At 67.3% G+C, this 19,584-nt stretch carries 23 protein-coding genes; 12 read left to right on the forward strand and 11 right to left on the reverse strand.

All coding sequences use genetic code 11. The annotated features are described in order from the left end of the window. Positions 1–16: 16 nt before the first annotated feature. The 3 genes from VHR41_05420 to VHR41_05430 all read left to right on the forward strand — a co-directional run bounded on the left by VHR41_05420 (position 17) and on the right by VHR41_05430 (position 2,788). The gene (locus tag VHR41_05420) at positions 17–1,291 is read left to right on the forward strand and encodes an NAD(P)/FAD-dependent oxidoreductase (GenBank protein ID HEX3233613.1); all 1,275 of its coding nucleotides are present in this window, start codon (positions 17–19) and stop codon (positions 1,289–1,291) included. An 89-nt stretch (positions 1,292–1,380) separates the two neighbouring features. Further along, positions 1,381–2,058: a cytochrome b/b6 domain-containing protein gene (locus VHR41_05425; GenBank protein HEX3233614.1), complete on the forward strand. Its 678-nt coding sequence runs from the start codon at positions 1,381–1,383 to the stop codon at positions 2,056–2,058. Next, positions 2,051–2,788, forward strand: a complete 738-nt coding sequence (locus VHR41_05430; GenBank protein ID HEX3233615.1) for a molybdopterin-dependent oxidoreductase — start codon at positions 2,051–2,053, stop codon at positions 2,786–2,788. Before VHR41_05425 ends, VHR41_05430 begins: the two co-directional genes overlap by 8 nt. Positions 2,789–2,798: 10 nt before the next feature. Here the strand turns inward: VHR41_05430 and VHR41_05435 are convergent, their stop codons facing one another. Continuing rightward, positions 2,799–3,011, reverse strand: coding sequence for a CPXCG motif-containing cysteine-rich protein (locus VHR41_05435; GenBank protein ID HEX3233616.1), 213 nt, complete (start codon positions 3,009–3,011; stop codon positions 2,799–2,801). A 118-nt stretch (positions 3,012–3,129) separates the two neighbouring features. Here VHR41_05435 and VHR41_05440 point away from each other — a divergent pair, with 118 nt between their 5' ends. Together VHR41_05440 and VHR41_05445 are read left to right on the forward strand one after the other, a co-directional pair. Continuing rightward, entirely contained in the window at positions 3,130–4,326 is a 1,197-nt protein-coding gene (locus tag VHR41_05440; protein ID HEX3233617.1) for a hypothetical protein, read from the forward strand. A gap of 94 nt (positions 4,327–4,420) precedes the next feature. Then, positions 4,421–5,428, forward strand: coding sequence for a beta-ketoacyl-ACP synthase III (locus VHR41_05445; GenBank protein ID HEX3233618.1), 1,008 nt, complete (start codon positions 4,421–4,423; stop codon positions 5,426–5,428). A gap of 11 nt (positions 5,429–5,439) precedes the next feature. Here the strand turns inward: VHR41_05445 and VHR41_05450 are convergent, their stop codons facing one another. Both VHR41_05450 and VHR41_05455 read right to left on the reverse strand, forming a co-directional pair. Then, on the reverse strand, positions 5,440–5,820 hold the full coding sequence (locus VHR41_05450) for a hypothetical protein (protein HEX3233619.1): 381 nt from the start codon (positions 5,818–5,820) through the stop codon (positions 5,440–5,442). Between the two features lie 18 nt (positions 5,821–5,838). Beyond that, the gene (locus VHR41_05455; protein HEX3233620.1) at positions 5,839–6,270 is read right to left on the reverse strand and encodes a hypothetical protein; all 432 of its coding nucleotides are present in this window, start codon (positions 6,268–6,270) and stop codon (positions 5,839–5,841) included. A gap of 135 nt (positions 6,271–6,405) precedes the next feature. Between VHR41_05455 and VHR41_05460 the strand changes: the two genes are divergently transcribed. After that, positions 6,406–6,720, forward strand: coding sequence for a hypothetical protein (locus VHR41_05460; GenBank protein HEX3233621.1), 315 nt, complete (start codon positions 6,406–6,408; stop codon positions 6,718–6,720). Between the two features lie 371 nt (positions 6,721–7,091). On the opposite strand, the gene VHR41_05465 is transcribed toward VHR41_05460, so the two are convergent. Further along, a complete protein-coding gene (locus VHR41_05465) occupies positions 7,092–8,027 on the reverse strand; it encodes a DUF3187 family protein (GenBank protein ID HEX3233622.1) in 936 nt (311 codons plus the stop codon). A 266-nt stretch (positions 8,028–8,293) separates the two neighbouring features. On the opposite strand from VHR41_05465, the gene aroF reads away from it, so the two are divergent. Then, on the forward strand, positions 8,294–10,015 hold the full coding sequence (gene aroF, locus VHR41_05470) for a 3-deoxy-7-phosphoheptulonate synthase (protein HEX3233623.1): 1,722 nt from the start codon (positions 8,294–8,296) through the stop codon (positions 10,013–10,015). A gap of 80 nt (positions 10,016–10,095) precedes the next feature. On the opposite strand, the gene VHR41_05475 is transcribed toward aroF, so the two are convergent. From VHR41_05475 to VHR41_05490, 4 genes are all read right to left on the reverse strand, one after another. Continuing rightward, positions 10,096–10,362, reverse strand: a complete 267-nt coding sequence (locus VHR41_05475) for a GlsB/YeaQ/YmgE family stress response membrane protein (GenBank protein HEX3233624.1) — start codon at positions 10,360–10,362, stop codon at positions 10,096–10,098. Between the two features lie 66 nt (positions 10,363–10,428). After that, complete coding sequence (locus VHR41_05480) at positions 10,429–11,328, reverse strand: PDZ domain-containing protein (GenBank protein HEX3233625.1); 900 nt, start codon at positions 11,326–11,328, stop codon at positions 10,429–10,431. A gap of 17 nt (positions 11,329–11,345) precedes the next feature. Next, a complete protein-coding gene (locus VHR41_05485; GenBank protein HEX3233626.1) occupies positions 11,346–11,945 on the reverse strand; it encodes a hypothetical protein in 600 nt (199 codons plus the stop codon). Then, entirely contained in the window at positions 11,942–12,481 is a 540-nt protein-coding gene (locus VHR41_05490; protein HEX3233627.1) for a sigma-70 family RNA polymerase sigma factor, read from the reverse strand. The genes VHR41_05485 and VHR41_05490 overlap by 4 nt, the downstream gene beginning before the upstream one ends. Positions 12,482–12,557: 76 nt before the next feature. On the opposite strand from VHR41_05490, the gene VHR41_05495 reads away from it, so the two are divergent. The 3 genes from VHR41_05495 (at position 12,558) to VHR41_05505 (ending at position 14,754) form a co-directional block, all read left to right on the forward strand. Next, positions 12,558–13,679 (forward strand): VIT1/CCC1 transporter family protein, encoded by a 1,122-nt coding sequence (locus tag VHR41_05495; GenBank protein HEX3233628.1) that lies wholly within the window; start codon positions 12,558–12,560, stop codon positions 13,677–13,679. 73 nt (positions 13,680–13,752) lie between these two features. Then, positions 13,753–14,136: a nuclear transport factor 2 family protein gene (locus tag VHR41_05500; protein ID HEX3233629.1), complete on the forward strand. Its 384-nt coding sequence runs from the start codon at positions 13,753–13,755 to the stop codon at positions 14,134–14,136. Between the two features lie 93 nt (positions 14,137–14,229). Beyond that, complete coding sequence (locus VHR41_05505) at positions 14,230–14,754, forward strand: DinB family protein (GenBank protein ID HEX3233630.1); 525 nt, start codon at positions 14,230–14,232, stop codon at positions 14,752–14,754. A 126-nt stretch (positions 14,755–14,880) separates the two neighbouring features. Here VHR41_05505 and VHR41_05510 read toward each other — a convergent pair whose 3' ends face one another. Continuing rightward, positions 14,881–15,357, reverse strand: a complete 477-nt coding sequence (locus tag VHR41_05510; protein HEX3233631.1) for a GNAT family N-acetyltransferase — start codon at positions 15,355–15,357, stop codon at positions 14,881–14,883. A gap of 367 nt (positions 15,358–15,724) precedes the next feature. On the opposite strand from VHR41_05510, the gene VHR41_05515 reads away from it, so the two are divergent. After that, a complete protein-coding gene (locus VHR41_05515; protein ID HEX3233632.1) occupies positions 15,725–17,041 on the forward strand; it encodes a PKD domain-containing protein in 1,317 nt (438 codons plus the stop codon). Here VHR41_05515 and VHR41_05520 read toward each other — a convergent pair. Beyond that, positions 16,998–18,002: a helix-turn-helix domain-containing protein gene (locus VHR41_05520; GenBank protein HEX3233633.1), complete on the reverse strand. Its 1,005-nt coding sequence runs from the start codon at positions 18,000–18,002 to the stop codon at positions 16,998–17,000. The genes VHR41_05515 and VHR41_05520 overlap by 44 nt on opposite strands. Positions 18,003–18,102: 100 nt before the next feature. Here VHR41_05520 and VHR41_05525 point away from each other — a divergent pair, with 100 nt between their 5' ends. Beyond that, positions 18,103–18,801, forward strand: coding sequence for a hypothetical protein (locus VHR41_05525; GenBank protein HEX3233634.1), 699 nt, complete (start codon positions 18,103–18,105; stop codon positions 18,799–18,801). Between the two features lie 116 nt (positions 18,802–18,917). Here VHR41_05525 and VHR41_05530 read toward each other — a convergent pair. Beyond that, positions 18,918–19,584, reverse strand: a 667-nt coding sequence (locus tag VHR41_05530; protein ID HEX3233635.1) for a hypothetical protein, incomplete at its 5' end; no start/stop codon positions are given.

Here is a 19,584-nt window from a genome sequence, read left to right on the forward strand (position 1 = left end):
CGACGACATCGTCGTCCTGGGGGCCGGGATCGCGGGACTCGCGGCTGCGGAGCGGCTTGCCGCCGCCGGCTGCAAGGTCCTCATCCTCGAAGGACGCGACCGGGTAGGCGGACGGGTTCACACGGTTCACTCTCCGGCCCTGCAGCATCCCATCGAGCTGGGCGCGGAGTTCGTCCACGGCCGGCCGCCCGAGCTACGGGCCCTGATCGGCACCGCCGGTCTCGCCCTGGATCGCGTGCCGGAGTGGCACGAGCAAGAGCAGGGTGGGATGGAACGCCCCCTGCCCGATATCCGGGAGCAGGTCCAGGGGCTGCTTGGCCCGGAACCGGAAGAGGAGCCCGACCGGCCGGTTGCCGAGCTGCTGCGTCAACGCGCCGTCGAGCTGTCGGACGACGTGAAGACGGCCGTGGAGTACATCGAGAGCTTTCACGCCGCCGCACTCGACAAGATCGGCAGCCACGCACTCGCCGAGGCGGAGGCTGCGGAAGCGGAGGACGGAGAACAAAGCTTCCGGGTCCGAGAGGGCTACAGCCGCCTGGCCGACTGGCTCCGGGCACGGCTCCCCACCCAGTTGGTCGAGCTCCGGCTGGAGACCACGATAACCGAGATCGCCTGGCGTCCCGGACGGGTCCGGGTGTCCGCCCGGGATTGGGCCGGCAGACCGTCCGAGATCACCGGGTCGAAGGCGATCATCACGCTCCCCCTCGGCGTGCTCAAGGCGACCCAGGGAACCCGCGGCGCCGTTCGGATCGACCCGGAGCCCCCGGGCTGGCAGGGCGCCTTCGGAGCGCTCCACATGGGAGCCGCGCAGCGGATCGTGCTGCATTTCGATGAGATCTGGTGGGCCAGGCCGGACGACTCCCTGCCGGGCTTCGTCCACGGTGGCGAAGAGGCGTTCCCGGTCTGGTGGACCTCGCTGCCGAAGGAGCTGCCAATCCTGACCGGGTGGACCGGCGGACCCCGCGCCGCGGTCCTGGCCGGCCTCACGCCGGGGGAGCTCCTGAGCAGGGCGGTGAAGTCGGCGGCTGCGATTTTCGGGCAGCGGCCGAAACTGGTGCGGGATCGGCTGGTGCAGTCGTATGCCCACGACTGGGTGAGCGATCCCCTCGCGCTGGGAGCCTACAGCTATGGCGGCGTCGGTGCGCGTCCGGCGCGCCGGCTGCTGGCCACGCCTATCTCCGACACCCTCTTCCTCGCGGGCGAGGCCACCGCCGAGAAAGGGCGGAACGCCACGGTACATGGCGCACTCGCCAGCGGTCGGCGCGCGGCGGCGCAAGTACTGGGACATTGAGGGCGTCGGAACCATCTTCCGTTCCGCGGCGTTTCAACCTACCGTCCAGTCCCCCGCACTTTCGCACTTTACTTTCCCGGAGCCGGTCGATGGATCCCGCGTCAATTCTCGTGAAGCGGCACCACGGCATCGTCCGATTGGCCCACTGGCTCAATGCCGTCGTTCTGTTCGGCATGATCGCCAGCGGGCTGCAGATCTACATGGCGTATCGCCATTTCGGTCTGCGCGGCGTACCCCTGCCAGTGCCGAATCCCCTGGACGGCTCGTCGATCCCCGCGTGGGCCCGGCTGGGTGGCTGGCTCGCCGGCGGCCTCAATTGGCACTTCGCCCTCGCCTGGCCGTTCGTGCTGACGGGCCTCCTCTATCTCGGCTTCCTGCTGGTGACCGGGGAGTGGCGTGCCCTGGCGTTCCGTCCCCGTGACGTCGGGCCCGCGATCCAGATGCAGCTCTACTATTTGAGGCTGCGTCAGGAGCATCCGGCCCAGGGCAAGCACAACGCGCTGCAGAAGGCGGCGTACAGCTTCATCATCGTGCTGGGCGTCATCTCGGCCTTGAGCGGCTTCGCGATCTACAAGCCGGTCCAGCTCGCCTGGCTGACCGGGCTGTTCGGCGGCTACGAACTGGCGCGCTACTGGCACTTCGTGGCGGTCTGGCTGTTCATCGGATTCACGCTCCTGCACGTGGCGCTGGTCTTCCTGGTGGACCCCGCGTCGCTGCGGGCGATGATCACCGGCTGGTACCGGGGGAGGTTTCCCAGTCATGACTGACGATAGACGGGGGTTGAGCCGCCGCGACTTCATGCGGCTGGGAGTGGTGGCCGGGCCGGTCTCGCTGCTTGCGGCCTGCGGGTGGGACGGCGGGCCGCTCGAGCCACGGCTCCGCGCGTTCGGACGGCTGAACGATTGGGTCAGTGAGAAGATCTTTCTCTCTCGCACCAGGCTGGCCAGACAATATCCCGTGGCGGCGCGGACGTCACCCGCGGACTTTCCGGCCTACTCGATCACCCACAATCGAACCGGCGCGTTCCCCGCGCTGCCGGATCCCGACAGGTGGGCGCTGGAAGTGGGCGGCCTGGTGAAGCAGCCGGTGCAGCTCTCCGCTGCCATGCTCCAGCAGCTTCCGCGCGTCACCTACACCGTGAAGCACCATTGCGTGGAGGGCTGGACGGCCATTGGCACCTGGACGGGCGTGCCGGTCTCGGCGGTGGTGAGCATGGTGCAGCCGACGCCGGCGGCTCGCTATCTCCGGTTCGACTCGTTCGACAGCAAGTACTACAACGGCTGGGACCTTGCCAGCGCGATGCACCCGCAAACGATTCTGGCCTACGCGTACAACGACCGGCCGCTGGAGATGCGCCACGGCGCTCCGCTCCGGTTGTACTCTCCGATCAAGCTGGGATACAAGCTCACCAAGTATCTGACGGGCATGACCTTCACCAGCGAACGGGCGGGCGGGTACTGGGAGGATCAGGGGTATCCGTGGTTCGGTGGGATCTGACCTCCAAGGCTCATTCAGCCGATTCGGGCTCCAGCGCCACCTCCGCTGATCCGTCCGCCAGGTAATTGACGAAAACGCGCCAGGGGCGGCAACACACCTGGCAGTCCTCGATGTACTGCTGGGTGGATCCACTTCCCGGGTCCAGGGCGATCTGATTCAGCTCGCCGCAGTAGGGACAGCGGACTGTCGCCTCGGTGTCCACCACGTCGTCAGGCTCGCCCATTGCTCCCCCTCGCTTCTGTGTCGACAGCCCCGAATCTCGGGATATATTCTTCAGCATTCCAGCCCATCGACGCTCCACCCCGCCTTCGTCGCGCTCCGGTCTGGCCGGCCGGATCGTGATGACCACCGGCGTGCTCGCCGCACGGCTGGCCGCGGCGCCTACGCTGAGCGATCCGTTGGGGGCTTCCCTGCCCGCCGGCCTGCATCTCGCCACGCCCTGGCTGTATGCGCTGTTGGCTCCGCTGTTCAGCCTGTGGGATGGCGTGTCGATGTTGAGCATGGTCCGGCTGCGTGGGTTTCTGATCGGACTCCTGGTCGGGTACCTGCTCTGGCGAGGAGGTCGGGCGCTCTGGTGGCAGTTCGCCTGGAGCGACGCGCCCCTGCCCCGCTCCAGGCTCCGGGGTGAATTGCGCCTGCTGGGGGGCGCTCTTCTGGGGCTGCTGCTGTTCATCCTGGTGGGACTGCTGTGGCACCGGCCGATGCTCGCGCTCGCAGGAATCGATCCGGGCGACGCGGCCGTCGACTTCCACAGCCACACCAACGTGTCCCACGACGTCCGCCATACCCTCATGCGAGGGTACGACAGCGAGGCCAACCTCCGCTGGCACCGGCGCGCCGGCTTCGATGCCGTTTTCATTACCGATCACAACACCACCCAGGGTCTCCGACCGCATGCGGGACCGCCGGTCCGCTGCCCGGGCATCGAGGTGAGCGCCTGGAATGCCCACATCGTCCTGCTGGGTGACTCCTTCCCGGTGGACCAGCGGCGGTACAGCGCCTCGATGGACGGGCTGCTGACCCTGCTCCGGAGCAGCGACTCGGTCTACGGCGCGCTCTCACTGGCGTCGCTGCCGGAATACCAGCAGCACCTGTGGAGCGCGCTCGATCGGCTGGTGGGGGCGGGACTGGACGGGTTCGAGATCGTGAACGCCGCGCCCAAGGCCAACGAGATCACCCAGGCACAACGGGACTCGGTGATCGCGCTCGCCCGGCGAACCAACCGGTTCGTCGTGGGCGTGAGCGACAACCATGGCTGGGGTGCCACCAGCATGGTGTGGAACCTGGTGCACGCCCCGGGATGGCGGGCGTCGCCGGCTGGCCTCTGTCCCAGCATCCTGGGTGAGCTCCGGCGCGGGTTCCCGGCGGTGCGTATCATCGAACGCCATCGCCTCCGGGCGGACAGCGGCTGGCCCCTGTGGCTCACCCCCGCAGGCGTGCTCTGGGAGACCTGGCGCGGCATGAGCTGGCCGCTCACGGTGAGCTGGCTGATCTGGATCTGGATCGGCTGGGTGATCCGGCGGTGGCGGCGGGCGTAGGCGATGCGGCGCTGGCACACCAGCAGGGGCGCTCGTCCCGAGGAGCGGAGTCCGGCGCTCGGCATGAGGGCCATGAAACCCCATGACTATGTCCATGCACTCTGATCCCACACCCCGCAGCCGATTTCTGGGAACCGGAATGGCGGTCCCCGACCGAGTCGTTTCCAACGACGAGCTCTCTCAGTCGATGGAAACCAGCGACGAATGGATCCGGACCCGGACCGGCATCCAGGAGCGCCGCTGGGTGAGAGAAGGCGAGACCGGCGCGGAGCTCGGGCTCAGAGCCACGCTCAACGCGCTCGAGACGGCGGGCGTTGCCGCTGGAGAGCTCGATGCCATCATCTATGCGACCGCCTCGCCCGACCACTTTGCACCGGGCAACGGCGTCTTCCTGCAGCGGCTGCTGGGAGTGGGGGCGATCCCCTCGATCGACATCCGGAATCAGTGCAGCGGCTTCGTGTACGCGCTCTCGGTGGCGGATGCCTTCATCCGCTGCGGCCAGTTCCGCCGGGTGCTCGTGGTCGGCTCGGAGATCCAGTCGACCGGCCTCGACGTGAGCACCCGGGGCCGGAACACCGCCGTGATCTTCGCCGACGGCGCCGGCGCGGCCGTGCTCGGCCCGAGTCAGGACCAGCGGGGCATCCTCGGCTTCGACCTGCACGGCGACGGGGCCCACGCGGAGAAGCTCTGGGTCGACGCGCCGGGATCGATGTATCACCCGCGAGTCTCCCACGAGCAAATCGAGGCCGGACGCCACTTTCTCGAGATGGATGGGAAGGAGGTGTTCCGTCATGCGGTGATCCGGATGCCGGAGTCGGTCCGGGCCGCGCTGGCGGCTACCGGCCACAGCATCGCCGATCTCAAGGTGCTGGTGGCGCACCAGGCCAACCTCCGCATCGCTGAGATGATCCAGAAGTCCCTCGGACTGCGCGACGACCAGGTCTACAACAACATCACGCACTTCGGGAACACCACGGCGGCGACGATTCCGATCGCGCTGGACGAGTGCGTGCGCTCGGGGCGCATCGTGGCGGGAGATCTGGTGGCGCTCACCGCGTTCGGATCGGGATTCCTGTGGGGCAGCGCGGTGGTCAGGTGGTGAACAGCGGACGGTTATTCCGCCTCGCCCTCGATCGCGAGGGCGCGATGGCATTGCACGCAATGCACCTGCTTGGGAAGCCTGAACGGCCCCATCACCGAGAAGCTCTGCTGCGTTCCGCAGAACGGGCAGCGCCCCTCGACCCTGCGGAAAATCTTCACCTGACCAAGCCGGCGGGCCGAGAGCATGAGCCCGAGCAGGAGCGCGCCCGGGACCAGAAAGAGATGGACGATTGGGACCGGCAGGGCCACCAAAGCCACTAGCAGGAAGACCCCGAGCAGGACCGCGGCCCGCTTGAGGCGCTCCGCCGGCGTCAGGACCACCAGCTCCACCTTGGCCGCTGTCGGGGATGCACCGAACCCCTTGAGCGGCAGCTCCAGTGTACGAACCTCCATAGATAGTATTCGGTCAGCTCACTTCGAATCGAGCGGATATTTCCGCAGATAGTACTCCTGTGCGCGGGTGGCGCGCGCCCGATAGAGCTGCTCCTCGTCGTCGTCGGCATCGTGCACGAAGAGATGCAGCGAGCCCGGCCACATGGTGGCCTGCAGCGACCAGTTGGTCGATGGCGCATGCAGCACCCACTGGAGCGCTCCGCCACCCGCGTCCGTCAGATGGATCTCGCTCGCGCGCTCCAGCGGCACGCTGGAGGGAATGCCTGCGATCGCCGCCTCGATCGGATCGAGCTGCAGCTCCGCGTCAGTCCACGAGCGGAACATCACCTTTCCATGAACCGGCGCTTCCCCCTCCGGTACCTCCAACTCCGCTTGCCACTCCCCGAGCAGGTCCCAGGCATGATCCATCGGGCCGATGTTGGGCACCTGCACTGTCGGATGTCTAGGCATCGGTGGTTTCCTCCCCTGAGAGTTTCCGGGCAAGGACACGATCATCACCACCTGCGATACGTCCCTCGGTCGTATATGGTCCGCCTGCGGGCGGGCTCGGCCTGAAACATTGACTCGCGCGTTTCGTAGTGTAACGTGGCCTCAATTTCCTTCAATCCGGGGTTTGCCATGCTCCCGATCATCGTCACCCTCGTCACCGGCCTCGGCGGCTATCTGCTGGCTCGTGATTTCGTCCGGCGCCGGCTCCGTTTCGTGGATGCAGTTCAGTCCCCGTTCGCTCCCCTCTTTGCCGGCCTGGTTGCAGGCCTCCTGGTGTGGCCGCTGGCACTGCTCCCGGTCCTGAGCATCGTGCCCGTCGTAGTATTCGGCCTGGGCGTCGGTCTCGGTACGGCGAGCGGCGCCCGACTGGTCAGGAGAGCGGAGTCGCAACGGCGCCAACTCACCCCTTGATGCAAGGTAACTGGTCGAGGTAGTGGAGCCCGTAGACTGGATCACATTCCGGGAGCCGTCTATTTTCCCGGCATGACAACCGTGCATTGCACTCGCTGTGGGCAGGACCGTAACGGTATGGCATTTCAACCCTTTCCCAACGAGATCGGGAAGCGGGCGTTTGCGGAGATCTGTGGCAATTGCTGGGGCGAATGGCTCAAAATGCAACAGCAGCTGATCAACCACTACGGACTTAACCTGCGGGATCCGAAGAGCAAAGACTTCCTCTTCCGTAACATGGAGCAATTCTTGTTCTCCGAAGGAGAAGTAGGGGGTTCGGCGGGGGGTAGTGGGCCGAGCGAGGGATCTTCTCCTCGGGATGACCGACGACGCTAGAACCCCACTCCCAGCCGGAAAGTCAGATCCACCGCGGGGCCTCCCGGCTCCGGGTCTTCCGTCATGCCAATCCGCCATTCGGGTCCGCGCCGGGTCGCAAGCAGCCAGCCGAAATCGAGGTCGAGCACCCGCCGGTCCAGGCCTGGGAGTGTCGTTCGGTGGTAGTATGGGCTGTGAAAGAAGAGGTTGGCGTAGAGCGACTGCCGTCCCCAGAAACGATATCTGAGGCCCGAGCTGGCGGCGAGGAACACGGTGCGCTCTACCGAGGCGAGCTCGCCGTGTGACGGGGTATAGCCGACGCCTAAACTGCCCTCGTAAACCACCCGCGAATCGAGCACCAGCCGGAGCGAGTTGAGCAGGCTGGCGGAGAGCGTCCCGCGACCATAGCCCGTCGGTCCAGTCGTAGTCGGCAGGGTGACGGACACGACCGTCTGCAGCTTGGGGCTCAGCCGGATGCCAAGGCCCGCCCGCAGGTCGCCAAGAAAGAGCGAGCTGGACCGCCGCTGGATGGTATCCCTTCCCGGAAGCGCGATCTCGTAGAGGAAGGCGTTAGGGGGCCGCCTCTCGCGCTCCGGAATGTCGATTCCCAGCAGGCCGTGATACCAGTGGAGGAAGCCATCGAGAAAGCCATCGTAGGCGCCGCCCAGGTCGGTCTCGAGCAGAAGAAAGGCGCGGCGGTCCAGATCCCGGGCCGCACGCAGCCGGAGCCGGAGAACCTCAGAATCCAGGATGTAGCTCGCCGCCGGGAGCTCGTTGTACTCGATGGTGCTGGCGTAGTCCAGGGCAACGGTGGCCGTCCAGCGGCCGGCGTGCGGCTCCTGATACGGCTGGAAATACAGGCCGCTCCGCGAGGTCGCGACCGGATTGATGGGCGCGTAGGACGGAAGCCCCTGCGCTCGACCCGCGCCGGGGAGCGCCAGCCCGGCGAGCATCAGACCCAGAGCCTGACGGAGCAAACGACGGAAAGGCACGCGCGCAAGATACACCGGGTTGACAAACCCGCTTCCCGGCCGGTAGGTTGGCTCTATGGTTGCCAATCATAGCTCGTGGTTCTTCGGCTACTTTACCAACCCCGGCGCGGCGCGATGCCCGTCCGGTGTCGGTAGCGTGTCGTAGCGCTGGCCGAACTGGACCCAATCGACGCCCCGCCGGACCGGTCCGGCGGGGCGTCTTGTTTTTTCCACTCCCGGAGCATGCTATGCGCGTTGCGATTCAGGGCACCCACGGTTCCTTCAGCGAAGCTGCGGCCCGCCGGCGATGGCCGGGGCTGATCACCATCCCGTGCAGGGAGGCAAAGGACGTGGTGGACGCGGTGCGCTCGCATCAGGCGGATGCCGGGTGTCTACCGATCGAGAACTCACTCATCGGCTCGGTCACCACCACGTATGACCAGCTGGAGGAGGCCTTCGGCGACGGCACTCTCCGGCTCAGCCATGAGATCCTCTACCCGGTCCATCACACACTCATGGGCATGCCGGGTGCGGCGCTGTCCGGCATCCGACGGGTCCTCTCCCACCCCGTGGCTCTTGGCCAATGCCGTCTCTGGCTCTCGGAGCACCTGCCCGACGTCGAGCTGGTGAGCGCCTGGGATACCGCCGGAAGCGCCGAGATGGTGGCGGAACAGAAAGACCCGACCTGGGCGGCCGTGGCCGCACGCCATGCCGCGGATGCGCACGGTCTGGTCCCCTTGGCGGAGCGGATCGAGGACGACCCCACCAACCAGACTCGTTTCCTCGCCTTCTCCCGGTCGGACGCCTCGGCACTCCCCCCGGGTGCCGAGGGCACCAGGCGGTACAAGACGTCACTCATCGTGCTGATCGACCACCGGCCCGGCATGCTGGCGCTCACCCTCCAGGCGTTCGGCGTCCGGGGAGTGAATCTGATGGCGCTCCAGTCCCGGCCCGAGCGCTCGGCGCCGTGGACCTACCGGTTCTACGTCGATATCGACGGTGCCACCGCCGACCCCAGGGTGGCTGAAGCGCTGGAGGAGGTCGAAGCGCTGGCCGCACGGGTCGTGGTGCTGGGAAGCTATGAGGCCTGGGTGGAAGGGTCGCGGCTCTCCGCTCCTCCCCCCACACCGGCCCATCACACCAGGAAGCCGGACATTCCCCTGATCGACAGGCGCCGCAATCCCGAGGGCAGCCGGATCCAGGTCGGCCGCCTCACGTTCGGCGGGGACGAGCGAGTGCTCATTGCCGGTCCGTGCTCGGTGGAGAGCGAGTCGATGATCCTGGAGACGGCCGCGGCGGTGGCCCAGGCCGGCGGCGACATGCTCCGGGGCGGTGCTTACAAGCCGCGCACCTCCCCCTACGATTTCCAGGGACTCGGGGTGAAGGGGCTCCGATATCTGGCGGACGCCCGGGAGAAGACCGGCCTCCCGGTGGTGACCGAGGTGCTGAGCTGGGAGGAGGTCGCGGTGGTCGGCCACTTCGCCGACATGCTGCAGATCGGCGCGCGCAACATGCAGAACTTCAGCCTGCTCCGGGCCGCCAGCCGGAGCGGCAAGCCGATCCTGCTCAAGCGGGGAGCCGGTGCCACAATCGAAGAGTGGCTGATGGCTGCGGAATACGTGCTCGCCGAGGGGAATCCGAATGTCGTCCTCTGTGAGCGCGGCATCCGGACGTTCGAGCGCGCCACCCGGCACACACTGGACCTGAACGCCGTGGCCATGGTGCTCGAGCGAAGCCATCTTCCCGTCATCGTGGACCCGAGTCACGCGGCCGGCGTGCGCTCCCTGGTCACGCCTCTCAGCCTCGGCTCGCTCGCGGCGGGTGCCTGCGGCTTAATCGTGGAGGTGCACCCCAATCCGGACCAGGCGATGAGCGACGGCGCCCAGAGCCTCGACATGGCGATGTTCGCCGAGCTGGCGCGGCAGGTGCATCCCCAGAGAGAGGCACGGGTAAAGGTCGCCCTCGCCTGACGGTCGGGCCACCGGAACGGCAAGGGGGAACGGGACCTGGATCCCGTTCCCCCTTCGTGCTGACCACTGTCCCGCCCCAGCTATGGTACCGTGGTGCCTCTGCGTCCAACGAACAGCCGGTAGAGCAGCAACAGGAGCATCGCGCCGATGATGGAGGCGATGATTCCGGGACCTGCACCCGGATTGTTGTACCAACCCAGTGCCCGGCCCAAGAACCCGGCCAGCAGGGCACCAGCAACGCCGAGCAGCATCGTGACGATGAACCCACCCGGATCCCGTCCGGGCATGAGAAGCTTGGCGATCGCGCCGACAACCAGTCCGATGATCAAGGTCCACAGGAAATTCATATCGCCCTCCAAGGTGGGCCGAACATATAGCAACGTCCGGTCCGAACCTCTGTGAGCAGGAGCACATCAGCGCTCGGGCTCGGCGAGACGGGCGCTGAGGGTTTCCCGCTTCCGGTTACGGACGATCTCCAGCTTGAAGGTTTCCCCCCGGTCATAGCTCCGAAGAATCCGGAGGAGGTGGCCAGGACTGACCGGCTTCCTCCCGTCCACCGCCAGGACGACATCTCCGCCTTTGAGCCCCAAGGGCCCGTCCTTGGGGGCGTGGATCACCAGCACCCCATCACTGGTGCCGAAATACTGGCCCAGGTCGGGATTGAGAGGAGCCAGCTCGAGATCGGCCAGGGGTCCGCCGTACAGCCGGTCTATCCCCGGTGGAATCTCCAGCCGCTCGATGAAATCTCTCGTCGGGAGCGGTCCGGGTTCGGCGTCCCCCCGGTCGAATCGGTACATGAACGGCCGCCCACCGGCCTCGGTCCGGAACCCCATCTCGGGCTCGTCCTCGGTGACCACCGAAACCGTCCGGCGATCCTTGCCGCGGAGAAACTCGATGGCCACGGTATCCTTGGGCTGCAGCCGGGCGGCGAGCTCGATCAAGCGGAGCCCCGCCGGTGACTGCCGATCCTCGTCCCGGTCGCGGCTGCCTTCCAGCACCGACTTGCCGTCCACCTTGGTGATGATGTCGCCGGAGCGGATACCCGCCTTGGCCGCGGGGCCGCCGGGGGTCACCGCGTCCACGAAGGCGCCGAGCGAGTCGGAGGCCCGGGGCTGCAGGTTCACCTTGATGCCGAGGCGGGCCCGGCGGTTCATGACGATCCGCATGAGGCGGTCGCCGCCGGGTCCGGCCTGCTCCTCGAAGGTGTCGGGCGGCGCCGGCCGCTCGGTGTCCTGGGCCGCCAGCCGGGCGGTGGGGGGGAGCGCCAGCGCCAGCCCCGTGAGGACGGCTCCGGCAAGAGTATACGCTCGCATGTGTGACTCCTCGGGGCTCAGAGCCCCACGTTGCTGGCGCGAGTCACGTGAACGTCCACCAGGGCGTCCATCAGCCCGACCCGCTCCCTCCAGAGCTCGAGGAGTTGATCGTCGCTGCGCCGGCGATCCTGCAGCTCCGCCATCTCCAGCTCGTGATCCACCCGGGCGATGCGGTCTTCCAGCTCCTCGGCGATCCCGGCGGTGCGCCCGTCCAGCACCCGGCCGTCAGGATCGTAGCGGCTGAGGGCGTTCTCCAGCGCCTGGGAGCGCTCCATCGCCTGGAGGATTTCCGGGTTGCCGGCGTGCGGCTGGCCGGACGGCGTCCCCAGGGATACGCCGAGCGCGACCGACGCGGCCGCGGCCAGTCCGACCAGGGCCGCGATCCGCATCCGTCGCTGCCGCCGCTCCGCCGTCACCCGCACGGCCACCTGAGGCCAGCGGTCTCGCGCGGGGCGGAGAGCCGGGAGCGCCTTGAGCCGCGCGACCCGCTGGTGCAGCCGCTCGAGCTCAGCCTGACACGCCGGACAGTCCCGCAGATGCTCGCGCGCCGCGCTGTCCCCCGGCTCCACGCCGGCCTCCCGCAGGCTGACCAGGGCGTCCATCGACAGATGAGTCATCTGCCCACCTCCTCTTCGCCCAGCCAGCGGCGGAGCCGGATATGGGCCCGGGCCAGCTGGGACTTGGAGAAGCTCGGAGTCTTCCCCATCATCTCCGCGATCTCATCATGGGTGTACCCCTCGACGTCGTGCAGCCAGACGACCGCCCGGGAGGTCTCCGAGAGGCGCTCCAGCGCCGCCTCCAGGTCCATGCGCAGATGCGCGTCTTCCCTGCGATGCCCCATCACCTCGTCCTGCAGCTCGTCCGTCTCCCGGTACTTGTTGCGCCGGAGGCGCATGAGCGCCTTGCTCGCGGCGATGGTCCGGACCCAGCCCCAGAGGCTCCCCTCCTCGCGGTACTTGCCGATGCTCCGGCACACCTCGAAAAAGGTTTCCTGCAGCACATCCTCGGCGTCTTCGGCGGTCCGGCAGATCCGGCGGGCCAGGTTGTAGACTGGCACCTCGAAGGCCCGGTAGAGCTCCTCGAGGGCGGCCGCCTCTCCGGCCCGGGCTCGGGCAACGACCGTATCGGCATTGGCGAGCAGGTACGAATCCATCAGAAGCGTCCGTGTCATGGCTACTTAAAGATGCGGTGGTGCCGGGGATCGTTGCAGGCCCGTTATACTCCAGGCCATGACGACGACTGCCGACAAGGACATCTGGCTGCACCACTTGGGAGACGAGGCCGACGCGGCGTTCCTCTACCGCGAGCTGGCCCAGGCCGAGAAGGATGCCGCCAAGGCGGAGCTGTACCAGCGGTTGGCGCACGTCGAGGACCGCCACGTGGAGATGTGGCGCAAGATCCTGGCGGAGAATGGCCATTCGGTCGAGGTCCCGCCGCCCTCACGGGGGGCCAAGGTCCGGGCCTGGCTGGCCCACCGGATCGGCAGCGGCGTTCTGCTGCCTATGCTGCTGGAGGAGGAAGGGCGGGAGGTGAAGGGCTATCTCAACCTCTACCGGGAGTCGCCGGAGGGAGCCGTCGGGCCGACGGCGCTCCGGCTAGCCAAGGAGTCGAAGGAGCACGCGGAGACGCTCGCCCGGATGAGCGGCAGCGATGGGGAGCCGTGGCATAAGACCGGGGCCGGAGGGTTTCTCCGGAACGTGGTCTATGGGTTCAATGACGGCCTCACGGCCAACTTCGGCCTGGTGGCGGGGATGATCGGCGCGCAGGGGCATCTGACGGGGGCCACTCACGCGGTCGTGGTGGCCGGGCTCGCGGGGATGGCTGCGGATGCGCTCTCCATGGGGTCCTCCGGGTACCTGGCGGCCAAGAGCGAGCGCGAGGTCTTCGAGCACGAGATCGCCATGGAGCGGGAGGAAATCCGCCTCATGCCGGAGCTGGAGCAGGAGGAGATGAGCCTGCTCTACCAGGCCAAGGGCATCCCGGCGCCGCAGGCGGAGGCGCTGGCGGCCCAGCTCATGAAGGACCCGGCACGGGCGCTGGAGGAGCAGGTCCGGGAGGAGCTCAAGATCGGCGAGGCGGCGAGCACGCCGATGCGGGAGGGCTGGGTGACGGGGGTCGCGACCGCGTTCGGCGCCTTCATTCCCGTGGCGCCGCTGGTCTTCAGCACCAGCCCTGCGGCCATCTGGACCTCGTTCATCCTGGCCATGATCTCGCACTTCGGGGTGGGCGCGGCGCGGAGCTTCTTCACCGGGCGGGGGGTGATCCGGAGCGGGATGGACATGTTCCTGGTGGGGGTCGGCGTCGCGGGAATCGGATACGTGCTCGGGGATTGGATCGTGAAGTTGCTCTAGGCAGGACGCCTTCCTGCAGTTCTCCGTCGTCTCGACTGATCCTCATCCACATGCGACCAGCAGAGGAGATTCGATGAGCAGCAGCTGGAATCAGGACATCCGTGCGCACGAGGAGGAGAATCGCGCCGCGTTCCTCGCCGCGGACCTCGCCACGCTCGAGCGGCTGTGGACCGACGATTTCGTGGTCAACTCCCCCATCAACGTCGTGAACGACAAGCGGCGAACGCTGGCGCTGCTCGAGGCCGGGCGCATCCGGCACACCTCGCTGGCGCTCGAGATCGAGCACATGGCCCGCCATGGCGACGTGGTGGTGGTGATGGGAAGCGACCGGGTGACCGATCCGCCGGACGGGAGGATCACGCACCGGCGCTTTACCAATCTGTGGCGGCTCGAAAGTGGTACCTGGCGCTGCTTCGCGCGCCATGCCAACGTCGTGGCGCAGGAGCCCGCGGCCTGAGGGGAAGAATGTGGTTGCGCCAATCGGACCGAGGCTGCACAATAGGGCCGTGTTTCGCGATCACGCCACCACAGCACGATACCTGGAGGTCATATGGCGCCCATGAATGAGCTGGAGCGGTTTCGTCAGGTCTGGGATATGGAAGCCGGGCTCACGACCAAGGTCCTCGAAGCGCTCCCGACCACGCAGTACGACTATCGCCCGGATCCGAAGGGCCGCTCGCTGGGCGAGATGGCATGGCACCTGAGCGAGATCGAGGGGTACATCAGCTACGGCATCACCAAAGGGGCGGTCACCTTCCAGGAGGCGCCGCCCAACCTCAAGCGTCCCCGCGAGGTCCAGCTCCTGGCGCCAGGGTATCGCCGGGTGCATGACGATGCGGTGGCGCGGCTGGCGGACCTCACCGACGCGCAGCTCAACCGGGAGGTCCAGTTCGTCGATCAGCGTCTGCCGATCCGCACCATCCTCTGGGGCGCGATGCTGATGCATCTGATCCATCACCGCGGACAGCTCTCGATGATGTGCCGGTTGGCCGGCGGGGTACCACCGAGCATCTACGGGCCGAATCGGGAGGAGATGGCGGCGATGATGGAGCGGATGCAGACGGCAAAGGTCTAAGCGGGGCGGCGGTCGCCGGCTGTCCGGACCGAAGCCACCACGTTGCTCCTTCGGAGCCGTGTCATGGTCGCATCGTGTCCTCCACCAGGACCGGGAAAGAGCTCAAGGATCTCGGCGCCGTTCACGTCAGATCCCGTTCTTGAGGAGACGTTTCTCATACCGCCAGACCTCGAACGGCTTTGCTTCCGCCAGATCGGGCTGATAGAGCACCGTCCCGGCTCGCTCCCAACCAGACTTCTCGTAGAACCTTGCGGCCCGCACGTTTCCGATGGCACACGCAAGCCAGGCGACCTCGACTCCGTGCTGGGCGAGGCGAGCCTCCGCGTCCATCATCAGAGCAGCGGCCACGCCTGAGCCCCGCGCCGCGGCTGCGACGTAGAGCTGGTCGAGCTCGTCACCTTTCACTCTGCAAAAGCCGACCGGCGTGGGGAACGGCCCCACGACTCTGACATCCGGGAGCATTTTCTCCAATAGGTCCCGGAAACTCTCCAGCGTGCGAATCCGGGCGAGTGCGGCGGGCACAATGCGCAGGTGAGCATCCCGCCATCCGTCATACCAGATCTTCGCCAGGTGATCGAGCTCGGCTGGCTCGGCAGCTCTCACATCCATCGTTGTGTGCTTTCGGTTCGAGGACAGCACAAGTGCACGGCGTGGTCGGTGTCGGATGGAGTGGGAACATAGTCGGGAAGCTGGCGGTCGGCTTCCCGACGGGGGCTATATTCCGCCGCCATGCAGCCCATCCGGGCGGCTCTTGGTCGCCACACTTGTGGATCAGCCGCAGCGGTGTGATGCTTTCTGGATCAGTCCCGTAAGTACTTGTAGATTCGAATGTTGCTGGTGATGCCGAGAGTGTGCGAACGTCGGCCGGCGAGTGGCACGGCTCTAGCGCCTGCGTCGGCGCGTTCCGAGCCCACGCGCATCACACCCCGTCGCTCCCTGGACGTTGCCTTTTCCTGGCTGGGATGATCCCATGCGATCGATCGGTCTTCTGGCCGTTGTTACCGGAACTCTGGTGCTGACCTCGGCGTGCGGTAATGGCGCCGACGTCTCCCCGCCCGACAACGCGGCGCCGGTGGCGAACTTCACGGTCCCATCGTGCACCATCGGCGTGCCCTGCGATTTCGTCAGCACCAGCACCGATGACACAGCGGTGACGGCGTGGAGCTGGGATTTCAACGGCGACGGCAATGCCGACGCCAACACCGCCAATGCAACGTTCACCTATACCACCGCAGGGACCTTTAACGTCAGCCTGACGGTGCATGATGCCGAGGGCCTGAGCCATACGAAGACCAGCGCCATCACGATCGATTCGGTCGAGCCCCCGGCCAATACGCCGCCGACGGCAGGCTTCACCCACACCTGCACCGCGTTGGACTGCAGCTTCACCAGCACCAGTACCGACGCGGCCCCGGGTACCATCGCGGCGTATGCGTGGGACTTCGGCGACGGCGCGAAGGCCGATGTCGCGAATCCGTCGCATAGCTACACCGTCACGGCGCCCGCCGACTTCACGGTCACCCTGAGCGTCACCGACGACCAGGGTGCCACCGACACCGTGACACAGACCGTCAGCGTCACTCCTGTGGTCGCGCCCAACACGCCACCGACGGCGGGCTTCACTCACACCTGTAATGCGGCCACCTGCAGCTTCACCAGCACCAGCACGGACGTGGCCCCGGGCACCATCGTCGCCTTTGCGTGGACCTTCGGCGACGGCGGGACCGCCGACGTGGAGAATCCGTCGCACAGCTACAGCATCGTAGCCCCCACCGACTTCACGGTCACGCTCACGGTGACCGACGACGAGGGCGCCACCGGCGTCGAGACACAGACGATCACCGTGTCTCCGCCAGTGGCGGGCGCCGAGGGGTGCACCACCACCGGCACTCAGGTGGACTGCCTTCTCGACATTACGGCTCAGTCCATCATCAAGTTCAAATTGCTCGGCCTGAGCTGCGACCTCCGTGGGGAGAGAGTCACCGTTCCGCACATCGACCAGAGCTTTCTCAACGTGTGCGCGAGGAGCGTCGGCGACTCGACCAAGATCTTCGGCGGCCCCGCGGACAGCGCGATCGTGTTCCCGGCCGGCAGCCAAGTGCGGATACGATTCAGCCAGGGTACGGCTGATGCCGGTGAGCCGGCCCCCGCCCCGCCGGAGGCGCACCTTACCGGGAGCTTCCCCAGCTGGACCATCAATTTCGAAGACGGTGACAATGCGGGCACCGCCGGCGAGCCGGATTTCACCGATGTCGTTCTCGGCGTGGAGGCGGTAGCGTTTCCGTAGCGGCTACCCCGCGGAGCTCCCGCGGCGACCTGCCGAGCACCCGCACGAAGGCCCGGCGCATCCCCTCCACGTTGCCGAAGCCCACGGCGCTGGCGATCCGCCTGAGATCGTGCGACGAGGAGTGGAGCAGTCCGCGCGCTGCCTCGACCCTGAGGTGCAGCACGTACCTGGCCGGCGTGGTGCCGACGTCCGCGGTGAACACCCGCGAGAAGTGGCGCACGCTCATCGAAACCCGGTCGGCCAGTGCGGCCGTGGAAAGCTCGTGCCGGAGATTGTCCGCGATCCAGACCTGGAGCTCCTGAATCGGCCGCATTTCGCTGGCCTGCGCGGCCAGGGTGACGCTGAGCTGAGTCTGGCTGGCCGGACGCCTGAGGAAGAGCACCAGCTCCCGTGCGGCCTCGACCGCCACCGCACTCCCGCAGTCCTCCGCCACCCATGCGAGCGCTAGGTCGATCCCCGCCGAGAAGCCGCTCGACGTGTAGATGTTACCCGCCTGTACCCAGATCGGATTCGGATCCACCGAGAGCCGTGGGAACCGGTACGCCAGCTCGTGGGCGTACTTCCAGTGCACGGTGGCGCGCTGGTCGGTCAGCACGCCGGCGTGCGCCAGGATGAACGCGGAAATACAAACCGCGCCCACCCGGCGGCAGGCCGGCACGGTTCGCCGTAGCCACGTGGCCAGCTCGTCGTCGCGCCGGTTCCGCGTCCGTACGCCGCTCACCAGGAGCAGCGAATCGATCTCGCCCATGAGATCGCGGTAGTGCCCTTGAGCGATGATGGAGAGCCCGCTCTCCCCCGCGATCACGCGATCCGGGGTCGTGGACACGACTTGGATCTGGTAGGGGGTTCCGCCTCGGCGGATCAGGCGGGACGCCGTGCTCAGCACCTGCACGGGACCGACAAGGTCCAGCTCCTCGATCGGCGGGACGACCAGCACCACCATGCGACGAGTTTTGGGCATGATGGCAATATGCGCCATGGAATGGGACGGCCTCAACGGTTGGCCGAAAAGGTGGGAAACTCGGCCGATCCTGCGGGAGGCGGTGCCTTATACTCGGCACATGAAACAGGCTTGGTTCTGCCCCATCAGCATCGCGGTTCCGGCCTTGCTCGCCGCCCAGGTGGGACCGGGGCCCTACGCCCGCATCGCGGTGCTCCGTCCGCACGACGGGCAATCAGTGGAGTTCGAGACCGGATACGTCCAGCACCTCGAGTGGCACAGGCAGGCCGGAGACTCCTGGACCTGGTATGGCTGGTCCATCTGGGGCGGCGACCGTTACCGGTGGTTCGTCTATGCGACCTTCGGGCATTCGGCCGCCAGCCTGGACAGCGCCGTCACGCCGGCCGAGGACGAGCGGGACAACCTGCTCAACGTCGCGCCGCACGTCGAATGGGTGGAGAACGGGCTCTACGAGTACTTGCCCTCTCTCTCCCGCGGCAGCGGCGTGCCACCAACCACCGCGCGACTCGAGTTCACCAGCGTCGAGCTCGCGCCGGGAGCGGCAAAGGCGTTCGAAGCCGCCCTCGGCGCGTCCCGGCCGGGGGCCGAAGGTGAGACGCTCTGGTACCGGATGGTGGCGGGGGGAGCCGTGCCGCGCTACGTGCGGCTCCGTCCAATGGCCAGCCTTGCGGCGCTGCTCACCGGCAGCAGCGAGCAAGCGCTTCCCGACGGGGCGAGGCGCCTGATCACGAGAATGACGGTGGAGATCTGGAACCTGCGGCCGACGATGAGCCTCGGACTTCGAACGAGCAGCCCCTGATGGGGACCCGGGGCCTCAACGCGAACTCCGGGCCTCATGGGCTTCCATCAACCCTTCGATCGAGGCTGCCCGAATCGACTTGGCGACCGGCAGAATGAACGGCACAGTCGGCTACGCTAGCCGCTGTCGGCGAGGAGCCGCGCGAACCGTGGATGAGTCCGCACCGGATCGAACGTCGGATCCAGCCGGAGCCAGCCGGGCGAGAGATAAAAAGGAATCTTGAGCAGCGGCTCGAGCTGGTCGAGGGCCTTGTCCGGCTCGCCGGTGAGGAGATAAATCCGCACGAGCTGGAGTTGCACGTAGGGTCCGAGGAAGGCGTCGCGGTCGATCGGGAGCAGCTCGACTCCGCGCCGGCCCTCGCGAATCGCCTCCGCCTTCCGGCCGACGTAGGCCAGCGCCAGCCCCAGGAGCACATGGCGCTGCCCATCCTCCGGTGCCTCCCGGCTCTGCGCCTCCAGGGCACGGCGCGCCGAGTCGGCGTAGACGGCCGCGCGGCTCGAGTCACCGTGCAGATGATAGATCTCGGCCCGCACCAGCCCCCACGCGGCGCGGTCCTCGTCGAAGGCGGCCGGCGGCAGCCTCAGCACCCGCTGCTGCTGTGCGTCGTCCAGCACCCAGTAGAGGTCCTGGTACGTGGCGAGGAAGGCAACGAGCGCGGTCGCGTCGATCCGATCCGCGGCACCGCGGACCGCCGTGCGGGCGCTGCCGAGATCGCCCCGGCCCAGCGCGACGAGCACTTTGAGCAGCACCATCTGCGGGCTGGTCGGCGCGAGAGTGATGGCG

The organism is Gemmatimonadales bacterium (assembly GCA_036265815.1).
Lineage (GTDB): Bacteria > Gemmatimonadota > Gemmatimonadetes > Gemmatimonadales > GWC2-71-9 > CAVVWJ01.

Excerpts from the sequence above, each read along its gene's own strand:
- VHR41_05425 (HEX3233614.1), top strand. The coding sequence starts at position 1,381 with ATGGATCCCGCGTCAATTCTCGTGAAGCGGCACCACGGCATCGTCCGA.
- VHR41_05430 (HEX3233615.1), top strand. The coding sequence starts at position 2,051 with ATGACTGACGATAGACGGGGGTTGAGCCGCCGCGACTTCATGCGGCTG.
- VHR41_05435 (HEX3233616.1), bottom strand. The coding sequence starts at position 3,011 with ATGGGCGAGCCTGACGACGTGGTGGACACCGAGGCGACAGTCCGCTGT.
- VHR41_05440 (HEX3233617.1), top strand. The coding sequence starts at position 3,130 with ATGACCACCGGCGTGCTCGCCGCACGGCTGGCCGCGGCGCCTACGCTG.
- VHR41_05445 (HEX3233618.1), top strand. The coding sequence starts at position 4,421 with ATGCACTCTGATCCCACACCCCGCAGCCGATTTCTGGGAACCGGAATG.
- VHR41_05450 (HEX3233619.1), bottom strand. The coding sequence starts at position 5,820 with ATGGAGGTTCGTACACTGGAGCTGCCGCTCAAGGGGTTCGGTGCATCC.
- VHR41_05455 (HEX3233620.1), bottom strand. The coding sequence starts at position 6,270 with ATGCCTAGACATCCGACAGTGCAGGTGCCCAACATCGGCCCGATGGAT.
- VHR41_05465 (HEX3233622.1), bottom strand. The coding sequence starts at position 8,027 with ATGCTCGCCGGGCTGGCGCTCCCCGGCGCGGGTCGAGCGCAGGGGCTT.
- aroF (HEX3233623.1), top strand. The coding sequence starts at position 8,294 with ATGCGCGTTGCGATTCAGGGCACCCACGGTTCCTTCAGCGAAGCTGCG.
- VHR41_05475 (HEX3233624.1), bottom strand. The coding sequence starts at position 10,362 with ATGAATTTCCTGTGGACCTTGATCATCGGACTGGTTGTCGGCGCGATC.
- VHR41_05480 (HEX3233625.1), bottom strand. The coding sequence starts at position 11,328 with ATGCGAGCGTATACTCTTGCCGGAGCCGTCCTCACGGGGCTGGCGCTG.
- VHR41_05485 (HEX3233626.1), bottom strand. The coding sequence starts at position 11,945 with ATGACTCATCTGTCGATGGACGCCCTGGTCAGCCTGCGGGAGGCCGGC.
- VHR41_05490 (HEX3233627.1), bottom strand. The coding sequence starts at position 12,481 with ATGGATTCGTACCTGCTCGCCAATGCCGATACGGTCGTTGCCCGAGCC.
- VHR41_05495 (HEX3233628.1), top strand. The coding sequence starts at position 12,558 with ATGACGACGACTGCCGACAAGGACATCTGGCTGCACCACTTGGGAGAC.
- VHR41_05500 (HEX3233629.1), top strand. The coding sequence starts at position 13,753 with ATGAGCAGCAGCTGGAATCAGGACATCCGTGCGCACGAGGAGGAGAAT.
- VHR41_05505 (HEX3233630.1), top strand. The coding sequence starts at position 14,230 with ATGGCGCCCATGAATGAGCTGGAGCGGTTTCGTCAGGTCTGGGATATG.
- VHR41_05515 (HEX3233632.1), top strand. The coding sequence starts at position 15,725 with ATGCGATCGATCGGTCTTCTGGCCGTTGTTACCGGAACTCTGGTGCTG.
- VHR41_05520 (HEX3233633.1), bottom strand. The coding sequence starts at position 18,002 with ATGCCCAAAACTCGTCGCATGGTGGTGCTGGTCGTCCCGCCGATCGAG.
- VHR41_05525 (HEX3233634.1), top strand. The coding sequence starts at position 18,103 with ATGAAACAGGCTTGGTTCTGCCCCATCAGCATCGCGGTTCCGGCCTTG.